Consider the following 16,671-nt stretch of genomic DNA (forward strand, 5'->3'; position numbering starts at 1 on the left):
GGAAGGGACAATGTTCGGTTTGCGTACATGCCTACCGTAATGGATGGGGCAAGACCCCGCTATACCTATAAAATGGAAGAAGGGATCACTGAAGACCGCCAGGGCATGATGATCATCAGGAATGAAGGTATTCTGGATTTAATCGGATCGTGATATGAAAAGATGTCTTTTATTTGGCATTTGTTTGTGGTTAAGCGTAACAGCAGTTAAAGGGCAAAGTCGCGGAGCAGAAAATGAGTATGTAAAATATAACGAATTTATTGGTGAGGCACTCCGGGAAGGTTTTATGTCGGGCAAGGAGAGCAAGTCCAAAACCATTAAGGAAATACGGGCGGCCTCTGCTTTACTGGTAGATGAAAAAGAGCCAATGGAAGCTGTTACGGCACTAAAAGGAAAGTCGAAAGTGCTCGATGGGGAAGAAATTTTTAAACAAAGAAAGCGTAGTGTCTTCATCTTTGGTAAGATATTGTCGTCAGATCCTAAAGCACTGAAATTTGACCTCTCCGGGACAGCGTTCGCTATTGCTGGAGATGGGGTTTGCATCACAAATTACCACGTCCTGAAGGACCTGATTGGTAAAGACGGGCCGACTAGTAAAGACAGCATCTATTTCCTGATGTCGGCCGATAAGAAAATTTATCGGATAGACAGGATACTGGCTTTTTCTCAGAACAACGATTTGGCCGTGTTTAAAGTCGACACCCATGGAGAGCAACTTAGTGCCATACCTATCGGAAGGCCCGCAAATACCGGCGCGCCGGTATACTGCCTCTCCCATCCATTAGGGCATTTTTACTATTTCAGTAAAGGTATAATGGCCAGAAACGTAGCCGTTGATAGTTTGAGCATTACATATGGCTACAATAAAAACGGGAAGGCTCCTGTCAGGATGGAGATTACAGCGGATTACGGTGTTGGGTCAAGCGGCGGGCCAATTCTGGATAAATACGGAAACCTCATAGGAGTTGTTACTTCCACTCACCCGGTGGGTACCCAGGGCGGGCCCGGTGCGGGTTCGTATATCCAGATGATGGTGAAAGAAACCATTCCTGTAAAAGCACTAATTGATCTTTTAGGCACTAATTTAAACTATAAACGATAATGGATAGCATTTTAAGAATAGAAGGACTTTCGCACAGGTATAGCAGCAGCTGGGCCGTACGCGATATCAATATGGAAATCAGCCAGAATGGCATTACCGGTTTACTGGGTTCAAACGGGGCAGGTAAATCAACCACCATGAACATCATTTGCGGGGTGCTGAACCAAACAGAAGGCAGTGTGCTTGTGAATGGCTTTGACATCAGGGTCCAGCCCGAGCTGGCAAAAAAACAGATTGGATTTTTGCCCCAGAACCCACCCCTGTATACCGACCTGACCATTGATGAATACCTGACCTATTGTGCAGAGTTGCGGTTTATTGAAAAAAGTAAAATAAAAGCAGCTGTGACCGAGGTAAAGGAGCGATGCGGTATTGCACATTTCAGTAGCCGGCTGATCCATAACCTCTCGGGAGGGTACCGGCAGCGGGTAGGCATAGCGCAGGCCATTATACATAAACCCAAACTGGTGGTATTGGATGAACCCACCAATGGATTAGATCCAAATCAATTGATTGAAGCGAGGAAGCTGATTAAAGAAATAGCACTTGATCATGCCGTGCTGCTTTCATCACATATCCTGACAGAGATACACTTACTCTGTAAAGAAATTGTAATGATTGAGGGGGGCAGGATTGTATTTGCTGATTCTATGGACGCCTTTGACAATTATGTGCAGCCTAATAGTTTAATTGTAAAAATGGAAAACCCACCAGCGACAGAGGAATTGCTTAAAATACAGGGAATTACCAAAATAGAAGTGCTTACTTATAAAGAGATCCGGGTATACTTTGATGGTGACGAAGAGATTACGGAAAGACTGGTCGCTGCCAGTTTGCAGCACAAATGGCAATTGCGTGAGATCAGCCTGGAGAAAAGTCTGCTGGATGATATTTTCAAACAATTGTCCGGCACTCAGACCTACTAATATTCAAACATATGAAGATCATATTCAAAATTGCCAAAAATGAGGTGCGGAACCTTGTTTACTCGCCCGTAGCCTGGTTTCTGGTAATTGTATTTTTAGTCCAGTGCGCTATTTTTTATGCGGAACCGATAACTATGGGTTCAATGCTTCAGGAGATCCTGTCAAAAAATAACCCGAAGTTTAAACAGTTTCCTTCAGCGCTTACTGCTCCTCTTTTTTTAAGTGAAACAGGGGTTTTTGCTAAAGCACTACAGAATTTATTTCTGTTTATCCCATTGCTTACCATGGGCATATTGAGCCGGGAGGTTAATAGTGGCACCATCAAATTATTGTATTCCTCGCCAATCAGGTTGCGGGATCTTGTTTTGGGGAAATACCTGGCCCTGATGTGCTATAGCCTGGTGTTGGTGGGGATACTGTGCATATTTATGGTTTCAGGAGCTTTTCAGATTAAATCGATTGACTATCCCGTATTGTTATCTGCCACCCTGGGCTTTTATTTGCTGGCCTGTGCTTACTCCGCTATAGGTTTGTTTATGTCAAGCCTCAGTAATTACCAGATCATATCTGCGATCGGTACTTTCATGGTCCTTTTTATATTGGGCCGAATAGGGGGCTTTTGGCAGCAATATGATTTTGTACGCGACCTTACCTATTTTTTATCCATCGCAGGGCGAACGGCTAAGATGATGGCGGGTCTGATCACGACCAAAGATGTGATCTATTTTGTCGTTGTGGTTTATATGTTCCTGGGCTTTACGCTTTTTAAACTCAAAGGCGGAAGGGAGGCAAAACCCTGGACGATTAAGGCGCTAAGATATATTGGGGTGGTTATTTCGGGAGTCTTAATTGGTTATGTCAGTTCCCGTCCGGCCCTTACAGGCTACCTGGATGTTACCGTAGGAAAAATCAATACCATTCACCCCCGCAGCCAGAAAATACTGGCGCGCATGGGCGATAATGCCCCTCTGGAAGTAACACTTTATACCAATTTACTGGGTAGCGGGGCTCAAAGAGGGATGCCGGTAGGGAGAAACCCATACTTAACCACACTTTGGGAATCCTTTTTGCGGTTTAAGCCTGATATTCAATTTAAATATGTATACTATTATTATAACGATGGTAGTTTGGACAACAGGCAATATTACAAGGCTTATCCGGGAAAAACAGAAAAACAGATCGCTGGAATCACGGCAAAACAAATTAACGTTGATTCGGCCATGTTTATGCCTCCGGCAGAGATTCGCAAAATAATTGACCCCAATTTGGAAAATGGGCGGGTTTTTATGCAGCTGAGATATAAGGACAAGAAAGTGAACCTGCGTACTTTTGATGACAGTTATTTTTGGCCGGACGAAACGCATGTTGATGATGCCCTAAAACTTCTGATCGGGGACAAGGGGCCCAAAATATATTTTCTTTCGGGCAACCTGGAACGCAGTATACACAAAACAGGTGAACGGGAATATTCAGGAATAGCTATTGATAAAGGCAGTCGGAATGCATTGATTAACCATGGTTTTGATACAGATACCTTGTCACTGGATAGTCGGGATATTCCTGCAGATGCCGATATCCTTGTAATAGCTGACCCTAAGACTAACTTAAGCCAGGCAACCGAGGAAAAAGTTGAGCAGTATATAGATAAGGGAGGGAATTTGCTGATATTTGGCGAGCCGCGGAAACAAGGGGTGCTCAATCCCCTGCTCGGGCATCTGGGGGTACAATTCAGAAATGGCACATTGGTAGAATTGAGCAAAAATGAAACGCCAGATAAAGTAATACCCTATGTAACGGCGACCGGTGCTAATCTTGCGGAGGAATCTAAGCTCTTACAATGGAAAGAAGCCCTGCGAAAGAAAGCGACCGAAGACGATACCGTGACGGTCCCCATGCCAGGTGCAATGGCACTTTCCTATGCGATAAATGGCCCTTTTACCATAAGCCCCTTGTTAGAAACCAGACCCAACAAAACATGGCTTAAAATAGGCTCCATGGTATTAGATTCTGTAGCGCCGGTATTTAACCCGCGTGAAGGAGATGTGAAGGCTTCGTCATTTATTACTGCCGTTCAGTTAACCCGGCAGATCAATAACAAGCAGCAACGCATCATTGTATGTGGAGATGCCGATTTTACCAGCAATATGAGAATGACCAACAATTCTTTCCGGAATGCTTTTTACAGCTGGATGGCCTATGGCATATACCCTCAGTACCTTCCCCGAAGGATCGACGTTAAAGATAACCTTTTGCTGATCAGTCATCGTACGGGTAAAACCTTAAAAATAATTTACATATGGGTATTACCCGGATTATTGCTGTTGGGGGGGGGCTTGCTTTTAATCAGGCGGAAAAGAAAATAATTGTGCGGGATGTTGCGGCCCCTGGCTTATAAAATGAATTCTAAATTGAAAAATAAACTAGAGGTAATCGTTGGTAGCACTGCGTTCGTTATTTTAATCCTTGGCGGAAGGACACTAATGTTAATCTTTGGATAGTGATAACCACGTGAATTTAGTGATGTTTTTTTGCCTTATTGAGAAATAAACAATCGAAAAAGAAGAGAAAAAATAATTTATTAGAGAATATTAGTTTCTTGGGTTTATTTTTTTATGTTTGATTGTTACAAAACACTAATTACTCAAATAGACCGCCAATGAAATAAAAATAATATATCATATAACCATTACTTCTTAACCGAGGTATTAATTAAAGAGTCTCGCTCGCTAAATTCTGAGAACTAAGGGCCAGAGACAATAGATTAATGCCCATAACATTTATTATAGTACTTTTGAAGTGCAAATAGCGTTATGGGCTCTATTGTAGATCCATGCCCAAGGCCGTCAGAAGCCCAGCGAGATGGTCTTTAGAGCCCGCTATTTGCATTTCTGTTTACGATATCTATTGTTGCTATTTGGAGATCAAATGTAGGCTGCTAAATTCTTTTGAGACTCATTTTAAGTTTAAACCAACTAAAGTGAGTATATGACAAAGATCTCAAAAAAATCAGTTCTATCTAATGAAACGACAAAGCCAATACCTCTGCAAGTTCAGGAATTTGCATGCAGGATCGCTAACCTTATATCAATAGAGGAAATTTATTTCAATCATTTTAAGTATCAGGATGTGGACTTTAAGGAGTTAATTATTCTGATCCCCAAAACGAGCCGCCTGCATATTATGGAGGCCCGCCCATTGATGTTCAGAATGGGATAACACAAGGAAGCATTCCCTTTTTCTTGATCTGTAAACCAGAAAACCTGGTGTATAAAAGCTCCGAAGGTAGCTTTGCTCTAAAACCAGCATGGTTAGCGGCGAATGACATATTAGATAAAGCCAGAGAGAATTTTAAAGGGGAGCAGCATAAAATAAAAGGATTTAATACTGGGGTAGCATTTTACATAAAAACGCATAACTATCCGCTTGCCACTTTAATGCTACATCAGGTAATGGAATTAAGTTATAGGGTTGCTGAACAAATTATAGTTGGTCGTGAAAAAATCTCGCATAGGATCCGGAACCATCAAAAATTTCTACAGCCATATCTTCCGAGAGTCAATCAGATTTTTGATGAACATAATGAAGGGGATATGCAATTGCTGGATAAAGCTTACCATGCAGTCCGCTATGAAGAAAATTATAGAATAGGTTGCCGTTTTAATAAGCAAAGCCCAGCTACTACAGTTATTGGTAAAGGAATCATACACAATTGCTATACATCAATTTGAATCAAATATTTAGATCAGGAAATTTAAATTACGGTAATTAATCCCAGGTATTGACTAGTACTGCGCCGCTTCCTATCTTCAGATAAATGTCAGGTAAACATCTACGTGTTTTCCGGCGTAAGTTTCATCCAACTTAAGTGTTGCATGTCCGCTGTTTGCCTTTTCAGATGCCGTATTAAAAGTAGCAGTGCCGCCGGTAATGTCATAAACCAACAACATGGCCCTGTCATTATATACAAAGTTGCCACCACTCCAATTGAAGCTAATGATGTTGGCTCCTTCGGCAATGGCGAAAGCACCTGCCGGTTGTTTCATGTCTCCGTAACTGACCACAGTCAGAGTGGGGTCGATCTGGAAATAAGGAGAAAATCCAATAACAGCATTTTTACTATTGTAAGATTTAGCTGCTACAAAACCCTGAAAATTGGGATTATAGTCTTGAAAACCAACTCTCAAAAAGTCTGTCAATGGTTGTAGCCAGGCTTGTACATAGGCAAATTTCTCCCTGTTTATCAGTTCTTTTTCAGAGGGGGCACTTGTTCTTAATTTTGGTATACCCCGCATCAAATCTTTCCGTAAGCGTGATAGCCTGCAACTTTACCAGCTTTACCTTTAAAACCGCCAAGAATTCCATTTAATAATAGCCATAGTCTTTAGTATTAATTGATACTTTCTAATATGCTATAAATCTGAAATTTATTTCTAATTAACCAGTAACAAAAACGGAGTTTACAAGGTCTTATCCCTATAAAGTTCGGACTATATCCGAGTTATATCCGGGTAGTAACCCCGCTTGTCTTAGTGATATGCGAATCTAAGTAAGGAGCTCATTGGAGAAATTACAAAGGAAGCACACCGGCAAGGCCTGATGGCCTGGGCCCATGGGGCTATTTTTCCTTCAAAGCCGATACAGCGATCCTGGACCGGTTGCTGTTGGCCATGAAGCAGGGGAACATATACCTGGATGCGACGGTTTTTCACGCCGAAAACAATAAAATGGTCAATGCCGCAATCATTACACGAAGGGCACACCAGCGGGGCGTAAAGATTGTTTCAGGAACAGATTGGATATATCCTACTAAAAACGAAGATGTTGCATTAATGCAGGAGGTAAAATTGCTGGCTTCCAAATGCGGAATGAACAACCTGGAGGTCATACAATGTGCAACATTGAATGGTGCGCAGGTAACCGGCTTAAACGACCGGGGGGTAATCCGGCCAGGAAAAAGAGCTGATCTGCTGCTTTTGGGACAAGATCCACTGAAGGATATCGGGCATCTCTTTCATCCGGAAATGGTTTTTAAGCAAGGACAGAATTTGAAAGGCGGGTTATAACCCGCCTTTCTGCTGATAAGTTCCGTTAACCTCTTTATCTTAAAAAAGGAATCGCTGGTTGGTAAAAGACCCTTTTGTTGTTATAGCTTGTGATGGAGTTGACAATGATCAGTATAATGTTGAAAATATAAATCAAAGGAATAAACAATGTGAGCAGCAGCTCTGCCCCATTTAGGTTTAACATGGAAAAAGAAAGACCAAGATGCATCACCGAACCCAGAAACAGAAAGATGAAAACGCCAAAAAACGCCATACACCAGGTAATCTGAAAGTTGATCAATTTTTTCCCAATCTGGTTCAGGTTTTTGATCTTGTCTTTCTTCATGAACCATAGTGCCAGCGGAATGATGATTCCCAAAAGGGGAAACGCAAGAAAACTCAATGCAGATAAATTTAAGAAGGCAAGGAAGCCCCTGTCCTCTTCCTCTGCCCAGTCAATCAGTTCATCGGGCGTAACGTTCAATGCCCGGGCCAATCGTTTCATACTATCGCCACGCGCCTCCGTCTCCCCGTTTTCTATTCGCTGAATGGTTCTCAGGTTCAAGCCAGAGGCTTCAGCGAGTTCTTCCTGGCTCATACCTTTACGGTTGCGGAGCTCTTTAATCTTTTTGGCAAGGTCGGTGTTTTTCATTTTTTGTCTTTTTCTGTTTTTCAAGGCAAAACTAAAATGAAGTCCTCATTTTTCTTGTCGGCATGTTTGCGGCATTCTTACGGCATCCTTGCCTAAGCCCTGTTAAAGCCGGTTTTTCCGTTAGCCGGGCACGCAAATACAAACCCATTAAAGAATGCTTTGTAAGTCGGCAGGCGAGTAGTTGACGGACTTTAAGGTCTTATCATCGTTGGAACGATATACCAGGAACAGGGAATCTTCTTCTTTATGATACGCATCGCACTGGTGGTTTTTCCGGTAATGCTGTATGGTTTCATTGGCTTCCTCGATTGACTTGCATGCTTTACTCATATTTGAGCGGTGCACCTCATCAAAAAGCTGTTTGAATTTTTCTCCAAGCCCGAATTCCAGGATGGCACCCGCCAGTACATATTGCAGGTCGCAAAGTGCATCGGCAACTTCAACAAAGTCGTTGGCTTCAATGGCCTGCTTTAATTCCTGCAGCTCTTCTGCCAGTAACGAAACCCTCAGGTTTGCCCTTTCCCTGGAAGGAATGCCCGGCGTTTCCTTGATCGGATGTTTAAATGTTTTATGAAATTCTGCTACCTGGTTTAATGAATTGGACTCTTGCATAGGTTTAAAATTGCGGATTAATTTACAATTGTTTCGATGCAAAACTAAACTATATTTTTCTGGAAAATTGGGGATGTCTAAAAAAATATAGCCGGTACTGTAGCGTTTTTGAAATCGCGCTCGTTTTAGGAACAAAAAGAGTTAATGGCCGTTAACCCCTTATTTAATTGAACTAAAATATATACGTCCTGATTTTGATGGCTGCCATCAAATATCAAAAGACTTTTACACAAAAGACACGATAATGAAAAACTCAAGTAAATTCAAAATGATATTTAAAACATTTGTTGCAGCAATAGCCCTTTCGGTAGTGTTTGCCGCTTGTTCAAAGGACAGAATAGAGCCTCAGCAGGTTGCAGGCCTTTCTGTGATCATGGCTTTTCCTGATACCATGTCTTTAGACTTTATCATTGATCAGACCCGGGTAAATGAGCGCAACCCCTTAAAGTACAACAGTAAAATTGATTATTTGAACCTGTTTCCTGGTACCAGAAGGTTAGGGGTAACCAAAAGAAACGGAAATAAACTGCTGATGTCCGAAAACTTTAACCTGAAATCTGGTGTGGGTTACTCTGTATTTGTACTGGATACACTTTCTACCAATACCAAGAAATTTCTTTTAACTGAGGACGACCTGAGCGCTCCTGAGGCCGACAAAGCAAAAGTTCGTTTCATCAACTTAAGTAAAGACGGAGGCGCACTGAGCCTGGGTATTCAGGGTAAAGAAACAAACCTCTTTACCAGCAAGGCTTTTTACGAGTATACTACCTTTGCTGCCGTTGATCCGGGTGAAAGCGTAACCTTTAACATCAAGGAAGGTGCGACGGCAACAGTTAAAGCAACGGTTCCTAATGTGAAGATTGAAAAAGGAAAAATCTATACGATCTATGCCAAGGGAATTCAAACGGCAACCATCGACAGCTTAAAACTGGGTGCTGCAATTTACACACACAAATAATATCTGCTTATATTTGAGGATGTTCTATACAAAAGTATAGGACATCCTCTTGTTTAAAAACAATTGTATACTGATGGACAACGTATAACCCAAACCCTTAATTGTACCAGGAAAGAATGCTCAGATTTGAGGACGCAATAGCGGGGTGTTTAAGGAATGACAGTAAGAGTAAAGAAATGGTCTATAAATCTTTCTATGGGTACTTAATGGGCGTAGTTTTGCGGTATGTTGATGACAGGAATGATGCCGAAGAGCTTGTAAATGACAGTTTTATAAAAATATTTAAGAGTATAGGGCAGTTTAGCGCCCCCAGGGTCGAGGACCAGCTGCAGAAAGCTTTCAAGGGCTGGATTGCCAGGATATCGTCCCGCACAGCGATAGATTTTTTAAGAGGTAAAAGAACTTTTTTATATGTAGATGATATCGTCGAGGAACAGCAGCCGGTAACTGAGCTCACTGCGGTTTCGCGGTTAAACGTGCAGGATATTATGCGGTTGCTCAATAATCTGCCCGAAACACATAAAGTGATTTTTAACATGTATGAAATTGAAGGCTTTTCGCATGAAGAGATTTCAAAAATGCTGAATATCCCTGAAAGCTCTTGCAGGGTTTATCTTACAAGAGCAAAGAACAAGTTGCGGGAGCTGTATAAAAACTCGCTGACGAATGTATATGAACAAACAACAATTCAAACCCGAAAGATATGAAACCAGCTGAAGACGAGCTGTTAGCTCATATTAGGGAAAGTTTAACCGGGCACGAGGAGGCCTATGCCCCCGGGGCATGGGAGCGCTTTGAAAAAAGAGCGGGAGGAGAGCGAATAGCGCAGGTAGCCAGCGGGGAACGCAAAGGCAAAAGACTGCTTTGGCTGCTAAGTCTGAGCAGTGCAGCTGCGGTATTGCTTATTGGATTTGCTCTGTTCTTTACAAATAGTCACAAAACTCCTGTAAATGAAATCCCGCAACAGGCGCAAACCAAAGCGGATCAGCCTCAGCAGATCCGGGAGCAAAAGCCTTCGGGGCAAGAAATAACCGCAGACCTGACAGGCGGTGCGACTAAAACAATAACTGAAAAATTCAACACTCCGATAACCGAAAACAAGGCCGTGGTTGTACAACGTGAAAACAACAATGTACCGAACAGCCCTTTAATTGTTGCCTCGCAGCAACCTTCGACGAGAAAAGCAGCAGATGTTACCGTAAGACCAATTGATGAAACCGTTAAAACAGCAGCGCTTGTTGTTGCGCCGCCTGTAAAAAAAGCAAATCCTGTTGATTCCGGGCTTATTGCAAAAACTCCCCCCAAAGCAGATAAGCCCCGGAGTTTCCAGGAGTTTCTGGAAGCAGAAGTAAAAGCTAATCCACAACTGGCCCAGAAAAAAATAACCGCTAAAAAGAGCGACAAATGGGAAATGGGGGTTATGGTGGCACCTTCCATTGGCAACAGTAAAAAATTGAATATGGGTTATGGTGTAAGTATGGCTTATGCCTTGTCCGACAAAGTTTCCATCGGTTCCGGGGTGTCTTATAGTGAAATGGGCGCTACAAAAGACATGACCAGTGGAAGAGAAGGCGTGTTAAACAATCCCTCCACGAGTATGGCCATGGTTGCTGAAACCAAAAACCTCCAGTCTGTTGATGCCAGTCTTGCAGGCCTGGATATTCCTTTAGAGATTAAATACCACTTTACAAAGAAACTGTACACCAATTTTGGGGTTTCAGCCTTTGCCATCTTAAACCAGAAACAGCGCAACAATTACCTGCAGGGATCAGTAGAAACCCTCGCTTCTGCCGATGTAAGCCAGCCCGGTTTTAATGCGGTGTTTAGCCAAAGGAGCGTTTCAGAACCCGTTCCAACCGGCGAGATCAGGAATAATAAATACCTGGGCTTTTACAATATCTCCTTTGGTTATAGACAAAAGGTTTCCGAGAAACAGTCATTTTCCGTGGAGCCCTTTATGAAACTGCCCATGAAGGAATTTTCAAAAGAAAACCTGTACCTTATTGGCACAGGTGTAAGGTTGAAATTTGATTTTTAATGCGCAGAAGCACTTAGTCTTCTTTGAGTGATTTCAACACGTTCTCTATTTCTGTTGCGTACTTCTGATAGTAGGCTTTGAGCCAGTACACGGCTGAAAAGTGCAGCATGATATAAATAATGACCACACTGAGCCCAAAATAAAGGTAAAAGCTGCTGTGTGAGAAATCAGATTGCAGGAACCGGAGCATCACCTCATACTTACTGTTAACCAAAAGCAGGCCCAGCATCAGGTAAAGGAAAGGGAACAGCATATAGCAGAACATTTTATAAAGTTCCATATTCAGTTTGATGTCGTAATGCACTTCATACAAAGCATCTTTAGTGCTCAGGGAGGCCGCACCTACACGTTTATAAAAAACATAAAAGCGGGTAAAAAAGTAAACACAGGTAATTACAAACAAAATGTATATGGCGTTGAAAGGTAAAAGTAGTGCCGGCTTAAGTTTGTAAAGCTGCGGCACAAAAGCGATCAGAATTACTGCAATCAGCTGTGCAATAAATTCATACCGCATGTTTTTCCTAATCTTGTCCAACGGCAGTTCTGCCCGCTTGATCTCTTCAATTTTATTGGGCACCTCTATATTTGATCCTGAATCCTTTTTCCAGGCCGATTTCATATCCTCAAAATTCATATCCTTGTTTTTTTATAAGTTCTTTTAATTTGTTTTTTGCCCTGTTTAATTTTACCCGAGCATTGCCTTCACTGATCCCCATATTTTCCCCGATTTCTTTGTGCGAATAATCCTCGAGATAATAGAACATCAGGGCTTTTTCTATCTTGTCCAACTGCTGTAATGCCTTGTAAAAATGCGCCAGCTGCAGCTCTTTTGTTTCTGCATCTTCTGACGGCATTTCTATTTCCCGTGCAATGATGACATAAGCATCTTCTTTTCTTTTGTGTTTTTTGAAGTATACAATTGCGGTATTTAAAGCCACTCGATACATCCAGGATGAAAACTTGCTTTGATGGTTAAATGAATCATAAGATTTCCACAGCTGGCAGATGATTTCCTGAAAAAGATCTTTCTGGTCGTCCTCATCATCTACATACATTCTGGATATCTTATGGATGATCCCCTTGTGGGCTTCCACCTGTTCCAGGAACTCTTTTTCTCTTGTTTTCAAACCTTACTTCAGTATGGGTTTAACGGTATAGCCCTGGTCTTTTAACAGTTGCAATATTCCGTCTTTTCCAGCCAAATGGCCAGATCCTACCGCAAAAAAACAACTTTTATCCTTCATCATTGGCGGTATCTGCTTTGCCCAGTTGGCATTTCTAACTTCCAGCATCCATTTGTTGCTTTCGTTGGTATTGCCAAATCTCTGATCGTTCAGTACGGCATACAACTTTTTCAGGTCTTCTTTTTTGTAGGCATCAACCATTTCAGTAAATACGGCTTTATAGTCGTCAAAGCTCAGGATCTGATCAATGATCATCTGATCTGAAAAGGCCTTTGCGAAATACTCGCTTTGTTGTTTCACGGTTTCCAATGCGCCAATTGGCTTGTGCTGTGTTTTTGCAAAATTAGCAAATTCCAGTTCATAAGACTTTATTTCGGTGCATGGCAGGGTCTTGGTAATGGCAAAACTGGAAATGGTGGTCATGCTCAGCTGCTCCATTGATTTCAGGCTGGTCCCGGTTTTTAAGGTCAATACAGAGTCGAGCAGTCTGAACTGTACGGGGCTTAGTTTTTTGCTCAGTGGTACTGGCGACATCATCGCTTTCTGGAGTTCGGCCGTTTCTGAAGGATCCGTGAAATTAACCTCCATTACCAGCTCCTCGGCTGTATCGAATGCTTTTTTTGTTTTATCAGTAATGCTGAAATCGGCCGGGCACATCATGTGTATAGTGCCAAAAATGTAGGATGGCCTAGTGAGGCCTTTCCCGCTAACCTCCCAAAGTAGGGAGTTTCCGTTATTTTTTGACTGGGCTTTGGCCGTTCCGGTTAATAAAAGTATGGTGCAAAGCGCAGCTGCGAACAAGTTTGTTATTTTCATGATGCAATAGTTTTAGTGTTTTTACATACAGTAAGTATTTGACCTGCCGCTTTCGTTACAGAAATTTTTGAATTTTATTTTTTCCTGCCTTAAGGCCGGTTCAACAAGGGAATGTCAAAAGATAAACGCGGCTGTACGGGTGGAAGTATTAATCTCTATTTTTACAGAAAGACGTTTGCCGATGAAGAAGATATTGAACAAAAAGAATATCATAAATGCTGTTTTCATAGGGTTTTTCCTGGTGCTGATATTTGTTCCGGCGGCAAAGGCGCTAATGATCAGAGGGCTAATGGAGATTGGGCTCTTTAGTGCAGATGTGAAGGAAAGTTCACTGAAACCGGCCGAAGCGCTCAGTCCGGCCGACCTTTCGGGGATCAGGTTTAAAGACGCATCTGGTAAGGAACTGGATTTAGGGAGCCTGAAGGGAAAAGTAATTTTTCTGAATTTCTGGGCCACCTGGTGCCCGCCCTGCCTGGCCGAAATGCCTTCTGTAAATAAATTGTACAATCAGTTTATTGATCACAAAGATGTGGTGTTTATACTGGTGGATGCCGACAGTGATCTTAAAAAGGCACAGCAGTATATGGATAGAAAGGGCTACAAACTTCCGGTATACAATGTCGCCGGCGATATCCCCGAAGTCATTTTTAAAGGGTCATTACCCACTACCGTAGTTTTCGATAAAAAAGGCCGCCTGGCCTATAACGAAGCCGGGGCAGCAAACTACGGCAGTGAAAAATTTATAGATTTTATTAAAAAATTAAAAGCCAGTAACATTTAAGGCGGTTTGTTCGTCTTATATACGGATGCGGTATGATTCCTGCTGCATCCATCAAATAAAAATTATACAAATGAAAACGAATTGGATTTTTGTATGGACTTGTGTAGCGGCATTGGCGTATTCATCAGGCGGCTATGCACAAAAAAATGATCCCGTTAAGGACCAGAACCCAAGGTATCAGGAAAGCCGCGCCAAGTATATAGAGCAGGCCGATTCTCTAAACAGAACGCAAGGCACAACTGTTCAGCAAACTTATAAGGCGTACGACTGGTATGAAGCCCGTGAAGAGCGCCGTAAGCTGAGAAGGGAAAGAAACTATCAGCTTAACCTCAACAACGGATACTATTACGGCAGCCCTTATTATTATCCTTCTATAAGCTATGGCCATTACGGTTTTGGCAGGGGCTTTAGTTATGGCGGCCATATCGGCTATAGCTGGGGCAACAGCAGACCCTGGTTTGGATGGTAAAAAAATAAAACAAGTAGAAACCTTATATTCAATAAAATGCAATTTAAAAAGTTAATGACCATAGCGGCTATCGCCGTTTCCGGAATGATGATCACATCATGCTCCAGGCAAGTTACACGTGTAAATACCGATCAGGCAATCGACGTAAGCGGTAACTGGAACAATACCGATTCCAGGCTGGTAGCAGAGGAAATGACCCAGACTGTTTTAGGCGGCAAGTGGTTGTCAACACATCTGGAAGAGAAACAAGGCAAAAGACCAGTAGTGGTTGTTGGTGTGGTAAAAAACAAAAGCCACGAACATATTGATGCCGAAACCTTTGTTAAAGATGTAGAACAGTCCTTTATAAAAAGTGAACGTGTGCGCTTGGTACAGGGCGGTAAAAAAAGAGAGGAACTACGTGCAGAGAAAGCAGACCAGCAGGACAATGCATCCGTATCTACCATGAAAAAATTTGGCCTGGAAAATGGTGCAGATTACATTCTTCAGGGTTCTATCAATTCTATCGTAGACTCTCATAAACGTAAGAAAGTGGTTTACTATCAGGTAAACCTGGAGCTTACAGATATCCAGACCAACGAGGTGGTATGGATTGGCGATAAGAAGATAGCTAAATACGTTAAGAATTAGTCGGCAGCAGCCCGCTAAAAACGATATGACAAATATCCGCAGGAATATTTTTAAAGCATCATTCCTTTTAGGGATGATGCTTTTTCTTTTCGGCTGTGCCAGTTACAATGACATGATCGCCTCTTACTACAAGCAGGTCTCATCTGGTAACTATACGGAAGCCCAGAAAGAACTGGATAAGAACAAACTGCTGCAAAAGCCACGTAACAAATTGCTTTTTTTAATGGAGAAAGGCAAAATGAGCCATCTGGCCGGCGATTATGAAAACAGCAACCGTTATTTCAATGAGGCCGATCAAATGCTGGAAAACGGTATGGGTGGGGCCATGGATGCCGTTGTAGGAACCCTGGTGAACCCAATGACGCAGAGTTATAAAGGAGAGGATTTTGAAAAGTTCATGATCCATTATTATAAGGCCCTGAATTATGTATACCTGAACCAGAGCGAAGATGCCATTGTAGAAGCAAGACGCATCAGCCTGCAATCGCAGGAACAGGGCGATAAGTTCAATGATAAAGACAGCCGATACTCAAAAGACGCTTTCTCTTTGATGCTTCAGGGACTTATTTATGAACGGGACGGCGATGTAAACAATGCTTTTATTGCTTACAGAAATGCTGCCGAAGTTTACCTGAAAAGTAAGGATCAAAGCTATTACGGCGTAAAAATGCCTTTAGAGCTGAAACAGGATGTGCTGCGGATGGCCGATAAAAATGGTTTCAGTTCAGAGCTAAGTCGTTTTGAAGAGCTGTTTGGAATGAAATATGAGCAGAAGAACGAGCCTGAAGGTGGCGCACTGATCTTTTTCTGGGAAAATGGCCTGGCTCCGGTAAAAAAGCAGGAAGAATTGTTTTTTTCGCTGATTAAAGGCAGCAATGGCGACCTGTTTTTCACCAACCTGGGCGGAACGATTGTTATTCCCTTTAACCATGCGTACAGCAACAGCAATTTTAGCCTGAATGGTGTAGAAAGCCTGCGCGCTACCTATCCAAAATATATAGCCCAAAACCCTTATTACAGCAGTGCCACACTGGCCAATGGGCAGCAGACTTTTTCATTTGAAAAAGCAGAAGATATTAATGAGCTGGCATTTAAAACCCTGGAGCAGCGTTTTATGAAGGAAATGGGCAAGGTTTTAACCCGCCTTGCGGTTAAAAAAAGTGCTGAATATGTCTTGAGGCAGAGCGCCAAGGGCAATGGAAAAGACGGTAAGGACAATTCCCTGCTGGAAGGCCTGGGCATAGGGATGCAATTGTACAGCCTGCTTTCAGAAAAGGCCGATACCCGTAACTGGCAATCGCTGCCGGCGCAGATCAGCTATAGCCGTATACCCCTCAAAAAAGGGCCTAATACCATTACCCTTAACTTAAAAAATGCCGCAGGAACTGATGAGTCTAAAACCATAGAAGTGAACGGAAATGGGAAACTTCAATTCTATAATTATTCTACTTTACGGTAATT

18 protein-coding genes are annotated in these 16,671 nt (G+C 42.4%); 12 read left to right on the forward strand and 6 right to left on the reverse strand.

What is annotated here, in order from left to right; genetic code table 11:
• Positions 1-154: 154 nt before the first annotated feature.
• From ABIE26_RS21750 to ABIE26_RS21765, 4 genes are all read left to right on the forward strand, one after another.
• Complete coding sequence (locus ABIE26_RS21750) at positions 155-1,102, forward strand: S1 family peptidase (RefSeq protein WP_310146232.1); 948 nt, start codon at positions 155-157, stop codon at positions 1,100-1,102.
• Positions 1,102-2,028 carry an ABC transporter ATP-binding protein gene (locus ABIE26_RS21755; RefSeq protein ID WP_310146231.1) on the forward strand — a complete coding sequence of 309 codons (927 nt, stop codon included), beginning with the start codon at positions 1,102-1,104 and terminating at the stop codon, positions 2,026-2,028. The genes ABIE26_RS21750 and ABIE26_RS21755 overlap by 1 nt, the downstream gene beginning before the upstream one ends.
• A gap of 11 nt (positions 2,029-2,039) precedes the next feature.
• Positions 2,040-4,391 (forward strand): Gldg family protein, encoded by a 2,352-nt coding sequence (locus ABIE26_RS21760; protein ID WP_310146230.1) that lies wholly within the window; start codon positions 2,040-2,042, stop codon positions 4,389-4,391.
• Between the two features lie 900 nt (positions 4,392-5,291).
• Entirely contained in the window at positions 5,292-5,756 is a 465-nt protein-coding gene (locus ABIE26_RS21765) for a hypothetical protein (protein WP_310146229.1), read from the forward strand.
• Between the two features lie 78 nt (positions 5,757-5,834).
• Here ABIE26_RS21765 and ABIE26_RS21770 read toward each other — a convergent pair whose 3' ends face one another.
• The gene (locus tag ABIE26_RS21770) at positions 5,835-6,320 is read right to left on the reverse strand and encodes a DUF6266 family protein (RefSeq protein WP_310146228.1); all 486 of its coding nucleotides are present in this window, start codon (positions 6,318-6,320) and stop codon (positions 5,835-5,837) included.
• A 375-nt stretch (positions 6,321-6,695) separates the two neighbouring features.
• On the opposite strand from ABIE26_RS21770, the gene ABIE26_RS21775 reads away from it, so the two are divergent.
• A complete protein-coding gene (locus ABIE26_RS21775) occupies positions 6,696-7,091 on the forward strand; it encodes an amidohydrolase family protein (RefSeq protein ID WP_310146227.1) in 396 nt (131 codons plus the stop codon).
• Between the two features lie 34 nt (positions 7,092-7,125).
• Here the strand turns inward: ABIE26_RS21775 and ABIE26_RS21780 are convergent, their stop codons facing one another.
• Both ABIE26_RS21780 and ABIE26_RS21785 read right to left on the reverse strand, forming a co-directional pair.
• The gene (locus ABIE26_RS21780; protein WP_310146226.1) at positions 7,126-7,722 is read right to left on the reverse strand and encodes a helix-turn-helix domain-containing protein; all 597 of its coding nucleotides are present in this window, start codon (positions 7,720-7,722) and stop codon (positions 7,126-7,128) included.
• A 147-nt stretch (positions 7,723-7,869) separates the two neighbouring features.
• Positions 7,870-8,334, reverse strand: coding sequence for a nucleoside triphosphate pyrophosphohydrolase family protein (locus tag ABIE26_RS21785; RefSeq protein WP_310146225.1), 465 nt, complete (start codon positions 8,332-8,334; stop codon positions 7,870-7,872).
• 244 nt (positions 8,335-8,578) lie between these two features.
• Between ABIE26_RS21785 and ABIE26_RS21790 the strand changes: the two genes are divergently transcribed.
• From ABIE26_RS21790 to ABIE26_RS21800, 3 genes are all read left to right on the forward strand, one after another.
• On the forward strand, positions 8,579-9,292 hold the full coding sequence (locus ABIE26_RS21790) for a DUF4397 domain-containing protein (RefSeq protein WP_310146224.1): 714 nt from the start codon (positions 8,579-8,581) through the stop codon (positions 9,290-9,292).
• Positions 9,293-9,408: 116 nt separating this feature from the next.
• The gene (locus ABIE26_RS21795) at positions 9,409-9,999 is read left to right on the forward strand and encodes an RNA polymerase sigma factor (protein ID WP_310146223.1); all 591 of its coding nucleotides are present in this window, start codon (positions 9,409-9,411) and stop codon (positions 9,997-9,999) included.
• Positions 9,996-11,330: a hypothetical protein gene (locus ABIE26_RS21800; protein WP_310146222.1), complete on the forward strand. Its 1,335-nt coding sequence runs from the start codon at positions 9,996-9,998 to the stop codon at positions 11,328-11,330. Before ABIE26_RS21795 ends, ABIE26_RS21800 begins: the two co-directional genes overlap by 4 nt.
• 13 nt (positions 11,331-11,343) lie before the next feature.
• Here the strand turns inward: ABIE26_RS21800 and ABIE26_RS21805 are convergent, their stop codons facing one another.
• The 3 genes from ABIE26_RS21805 to ABIE26_RS21815 are packed head-to-tail and all read right to left on the reverse strand — an operon-like array spanning position 11,344 to position 13,330.
• The gene (locus ABIE26_RS21805) at positions 11,344-11,964 is read right to left on the reverse strand and encodes a hypothetical protein (RefSeq protein WP_310146221.1); all 621 of its coding nucleotides are present in this window, start codon (positions 11,962-11,964) and stop codon (positions 11,344-11,346) included.
• Positions 11,954-12,457, reverse strand: a complete 504-nt coding sequence (locus ABIE26_RS21810; RefSeq protein ID WP_310146220.1) for an RNA polymerase sigma factor — start codon at positions 12,455-12,457, stop codon at positions 11,954-11,956. Before ABIE26_RS21810 ends, ABIE26_RS21805 begins: the two co-directional genes overlap by 11 nt.
• Before the next feature lie 3 nt (positions 12,458-12,460).
• A complete protein-coding gene (locus tag ABIE26_RS21815; protein ID WP_310146218.1) occupies positions 12,461-13,330 on the reverse strand; it encodes a TraB/GumN family protein in 870 nt (289 codons plus the stop codon).
• A gap of 181 nt (positions 13,331-13,511) precedes the next feature.
• On the opposite strand from ABIE26_RS21815, the gene ABIE26_RS21820 reads away from it, so the two are divergent.
• The 4 genes from ABIE26_RS21820 (at position 13,512) to ABIE26_RS21835 (ending at position 16,669) form a co-directional block, all read left to right on the forward strand.
• Complete coding sequence (locus ABIE26_RS21820; RefSeq protein ID WP_310146216.1) at positions 13,512-14,111, forward strand: TlpA family protein disulfide reductase; 600 nt, start codon at positions 13,512-13,514, stop codon at positions 14,109-14,111.
• Positions 14,112-14,181: 70 nt separating this feature from the next.
• Positions 14,182-14,580, forward strand: coding sequence for a hypothetical protein (locus ABIE26_RS21825; RefSeq protein ID WP_310146215.1), 399 nt, complete (start codon positions 14,182-14,184; stop codon positions 14,578-14,580).
• 36 nt (positions 14,581-14,616) lie between these two features.
• On the forward strand, positions 14,617-15,210 hold the full coding sequence (locus tag ABIE26_RS21830; RefSeq protein WP_310146214.1) for a penicillin-binding protein activator LpoB: 594 nt from the start codon (positions 14,617-14,619) through the stop codon (positions 15,208-15,210).
• Between the two features lie 25 nt (positions 15,211-15,235).
• Positions 15,236-16,669 (forward strand): COG3014 family protein, encoded by a 1,434-nt coding sequence (locus ABIE26_RS21835; protein ID WP_310146212.1) that lies wholly within the window; start codon positions 15,236-15,238, stop codon positions 16,667-16,669.
• The last annotated feature ends 2 nt before the right edge of the window (positions 16,670-16,671 follow it).

Origin of the sequence: Pedobacter africanus (assembly GCF_040548825.1) — a bacterium.
GTDB lineage: Bacteria > Bacteroidota > Bacteroidia > Sphingobacteriales > Sphingobacteriaceae > Pedobacter > Pedobacter africanus_A.

Excerpts from the sequence above, each read along its gene's own strand:
- ABIE26_RS21750 (WP_310146232.1), top strand. The coding sequence starts at position 155 with ATGAAAAGATGTCTTTTATTTGGCATTTGTTTGTGGTTAAGCGTAACA.
- ABIE26_RS21820 (WP_310146216.1), top strand. The coding sequence starts at position 13,512 with ATGAAGAAGATATTGAACAAAAAGAATATCATAAATGCTGTTTTCATA.
- ABIE26_RS21790 (WP_310146224.1), top strand. The coding sequence starts at position 8,579 with ATGAAAAACTCAAGTAAATTCAAAATGATATTTAAAACATTTGTTGCA.
- ABIE26_RS21760 (WP_310146230.1), top strand. The coding sequence starts at position 2,040 with ATGAAGATCATATTCAAAATTGCCAAAAATGAGGTGCGGAACCTTGTT.
- ABIE26_RS21785 (WP_310146225.1), bottom strand. The coding sequence starts at position 8,334 with ATGCAAGAGTCCAATTCATTAAACCAGGTAGCAGAATTTCATAAAACA.
- ABIE26_RS21805 (WP_310146221.1), bottom strand. The coding sequence starts at position 11,964 with ATGAATTTTGAGGATATGAAATCGGCCTGGAAAAAGGATTCAGGATCA.
- ABIE26_RS21775 (WP_310146227.1), top strand. The coding sequence starts at position 6,696 with ATGAAGCAGGGGAACATATACCTGGATGCGACGGTTTTTCACGCCGAA.
- ABIE26_RS21780 (WP_310146226.1), bottom strand. The coding sequence starts at position 7,722 with ATGAAAAACACCGACCTTGCCAAAAAGATTAAAGAGCTCCGCAACCGT.
- ABIE26_RS21755 (WP_310146231.1), top strand. The coding sequence starts at position 1,102 with ATGGATAGCATTTTAAGAATAGAAGGACTTTCGCACAGGTATAGCAGC.
- ABIE26_RS21795 (WP_310146223.1), top strand. The coding sequence starts at position 9,409 with ATGCTCAGATTTGAGGACGCAATAGCGGGGTGTTTAAGGAATGACAGT.
- ABIE26_RS21800 (WP_310146222.1), top strand. The coding sequence starts at position 9,996 with ATGAAACCAGCTGAAGACGAGCTGTTAGCTCATATTAGGGAAAGTTTA.
- ABIE26_RS21835 (WP_310146212.1), top strand. The coding sequence starts at position 15,236 with ATGACAAATATCCGCAGGAATATTTTTAAAGCATCATTCCTTTTAGGG.
- ABIE26_RS21825 (WP_310146215.1), top strand. The coding sequence starts at position 14,182 with ATGAAAACGAATTGGATTTTTGTATGGACTTGTGTAGCGGCATTGGCG.
- ABIE26_RS21830 (WP_310146214.1), top strand. The coding sequence starts at position 14,617 with ATGCAATTTAAAAAGTTAATGACCATAGCGGCTATCGCCGTTTCCGGA.
- ABIE26_RS21815 (WP_310146218.1), bottom strand. The coding sequence starts at position 13,330 with ATGAAAATAACAAACTTGTTCGCAGCTGCGCTTTGCACCATACTTTTA.
- ABIE26_RS21770 (WP_310146228.1), bottom strand. The coding sequence starts at position 6,320 with ATGCGGGGTATACCAAAATTAAGAACAAGTGCCCCCTCTGAAAAAGAA.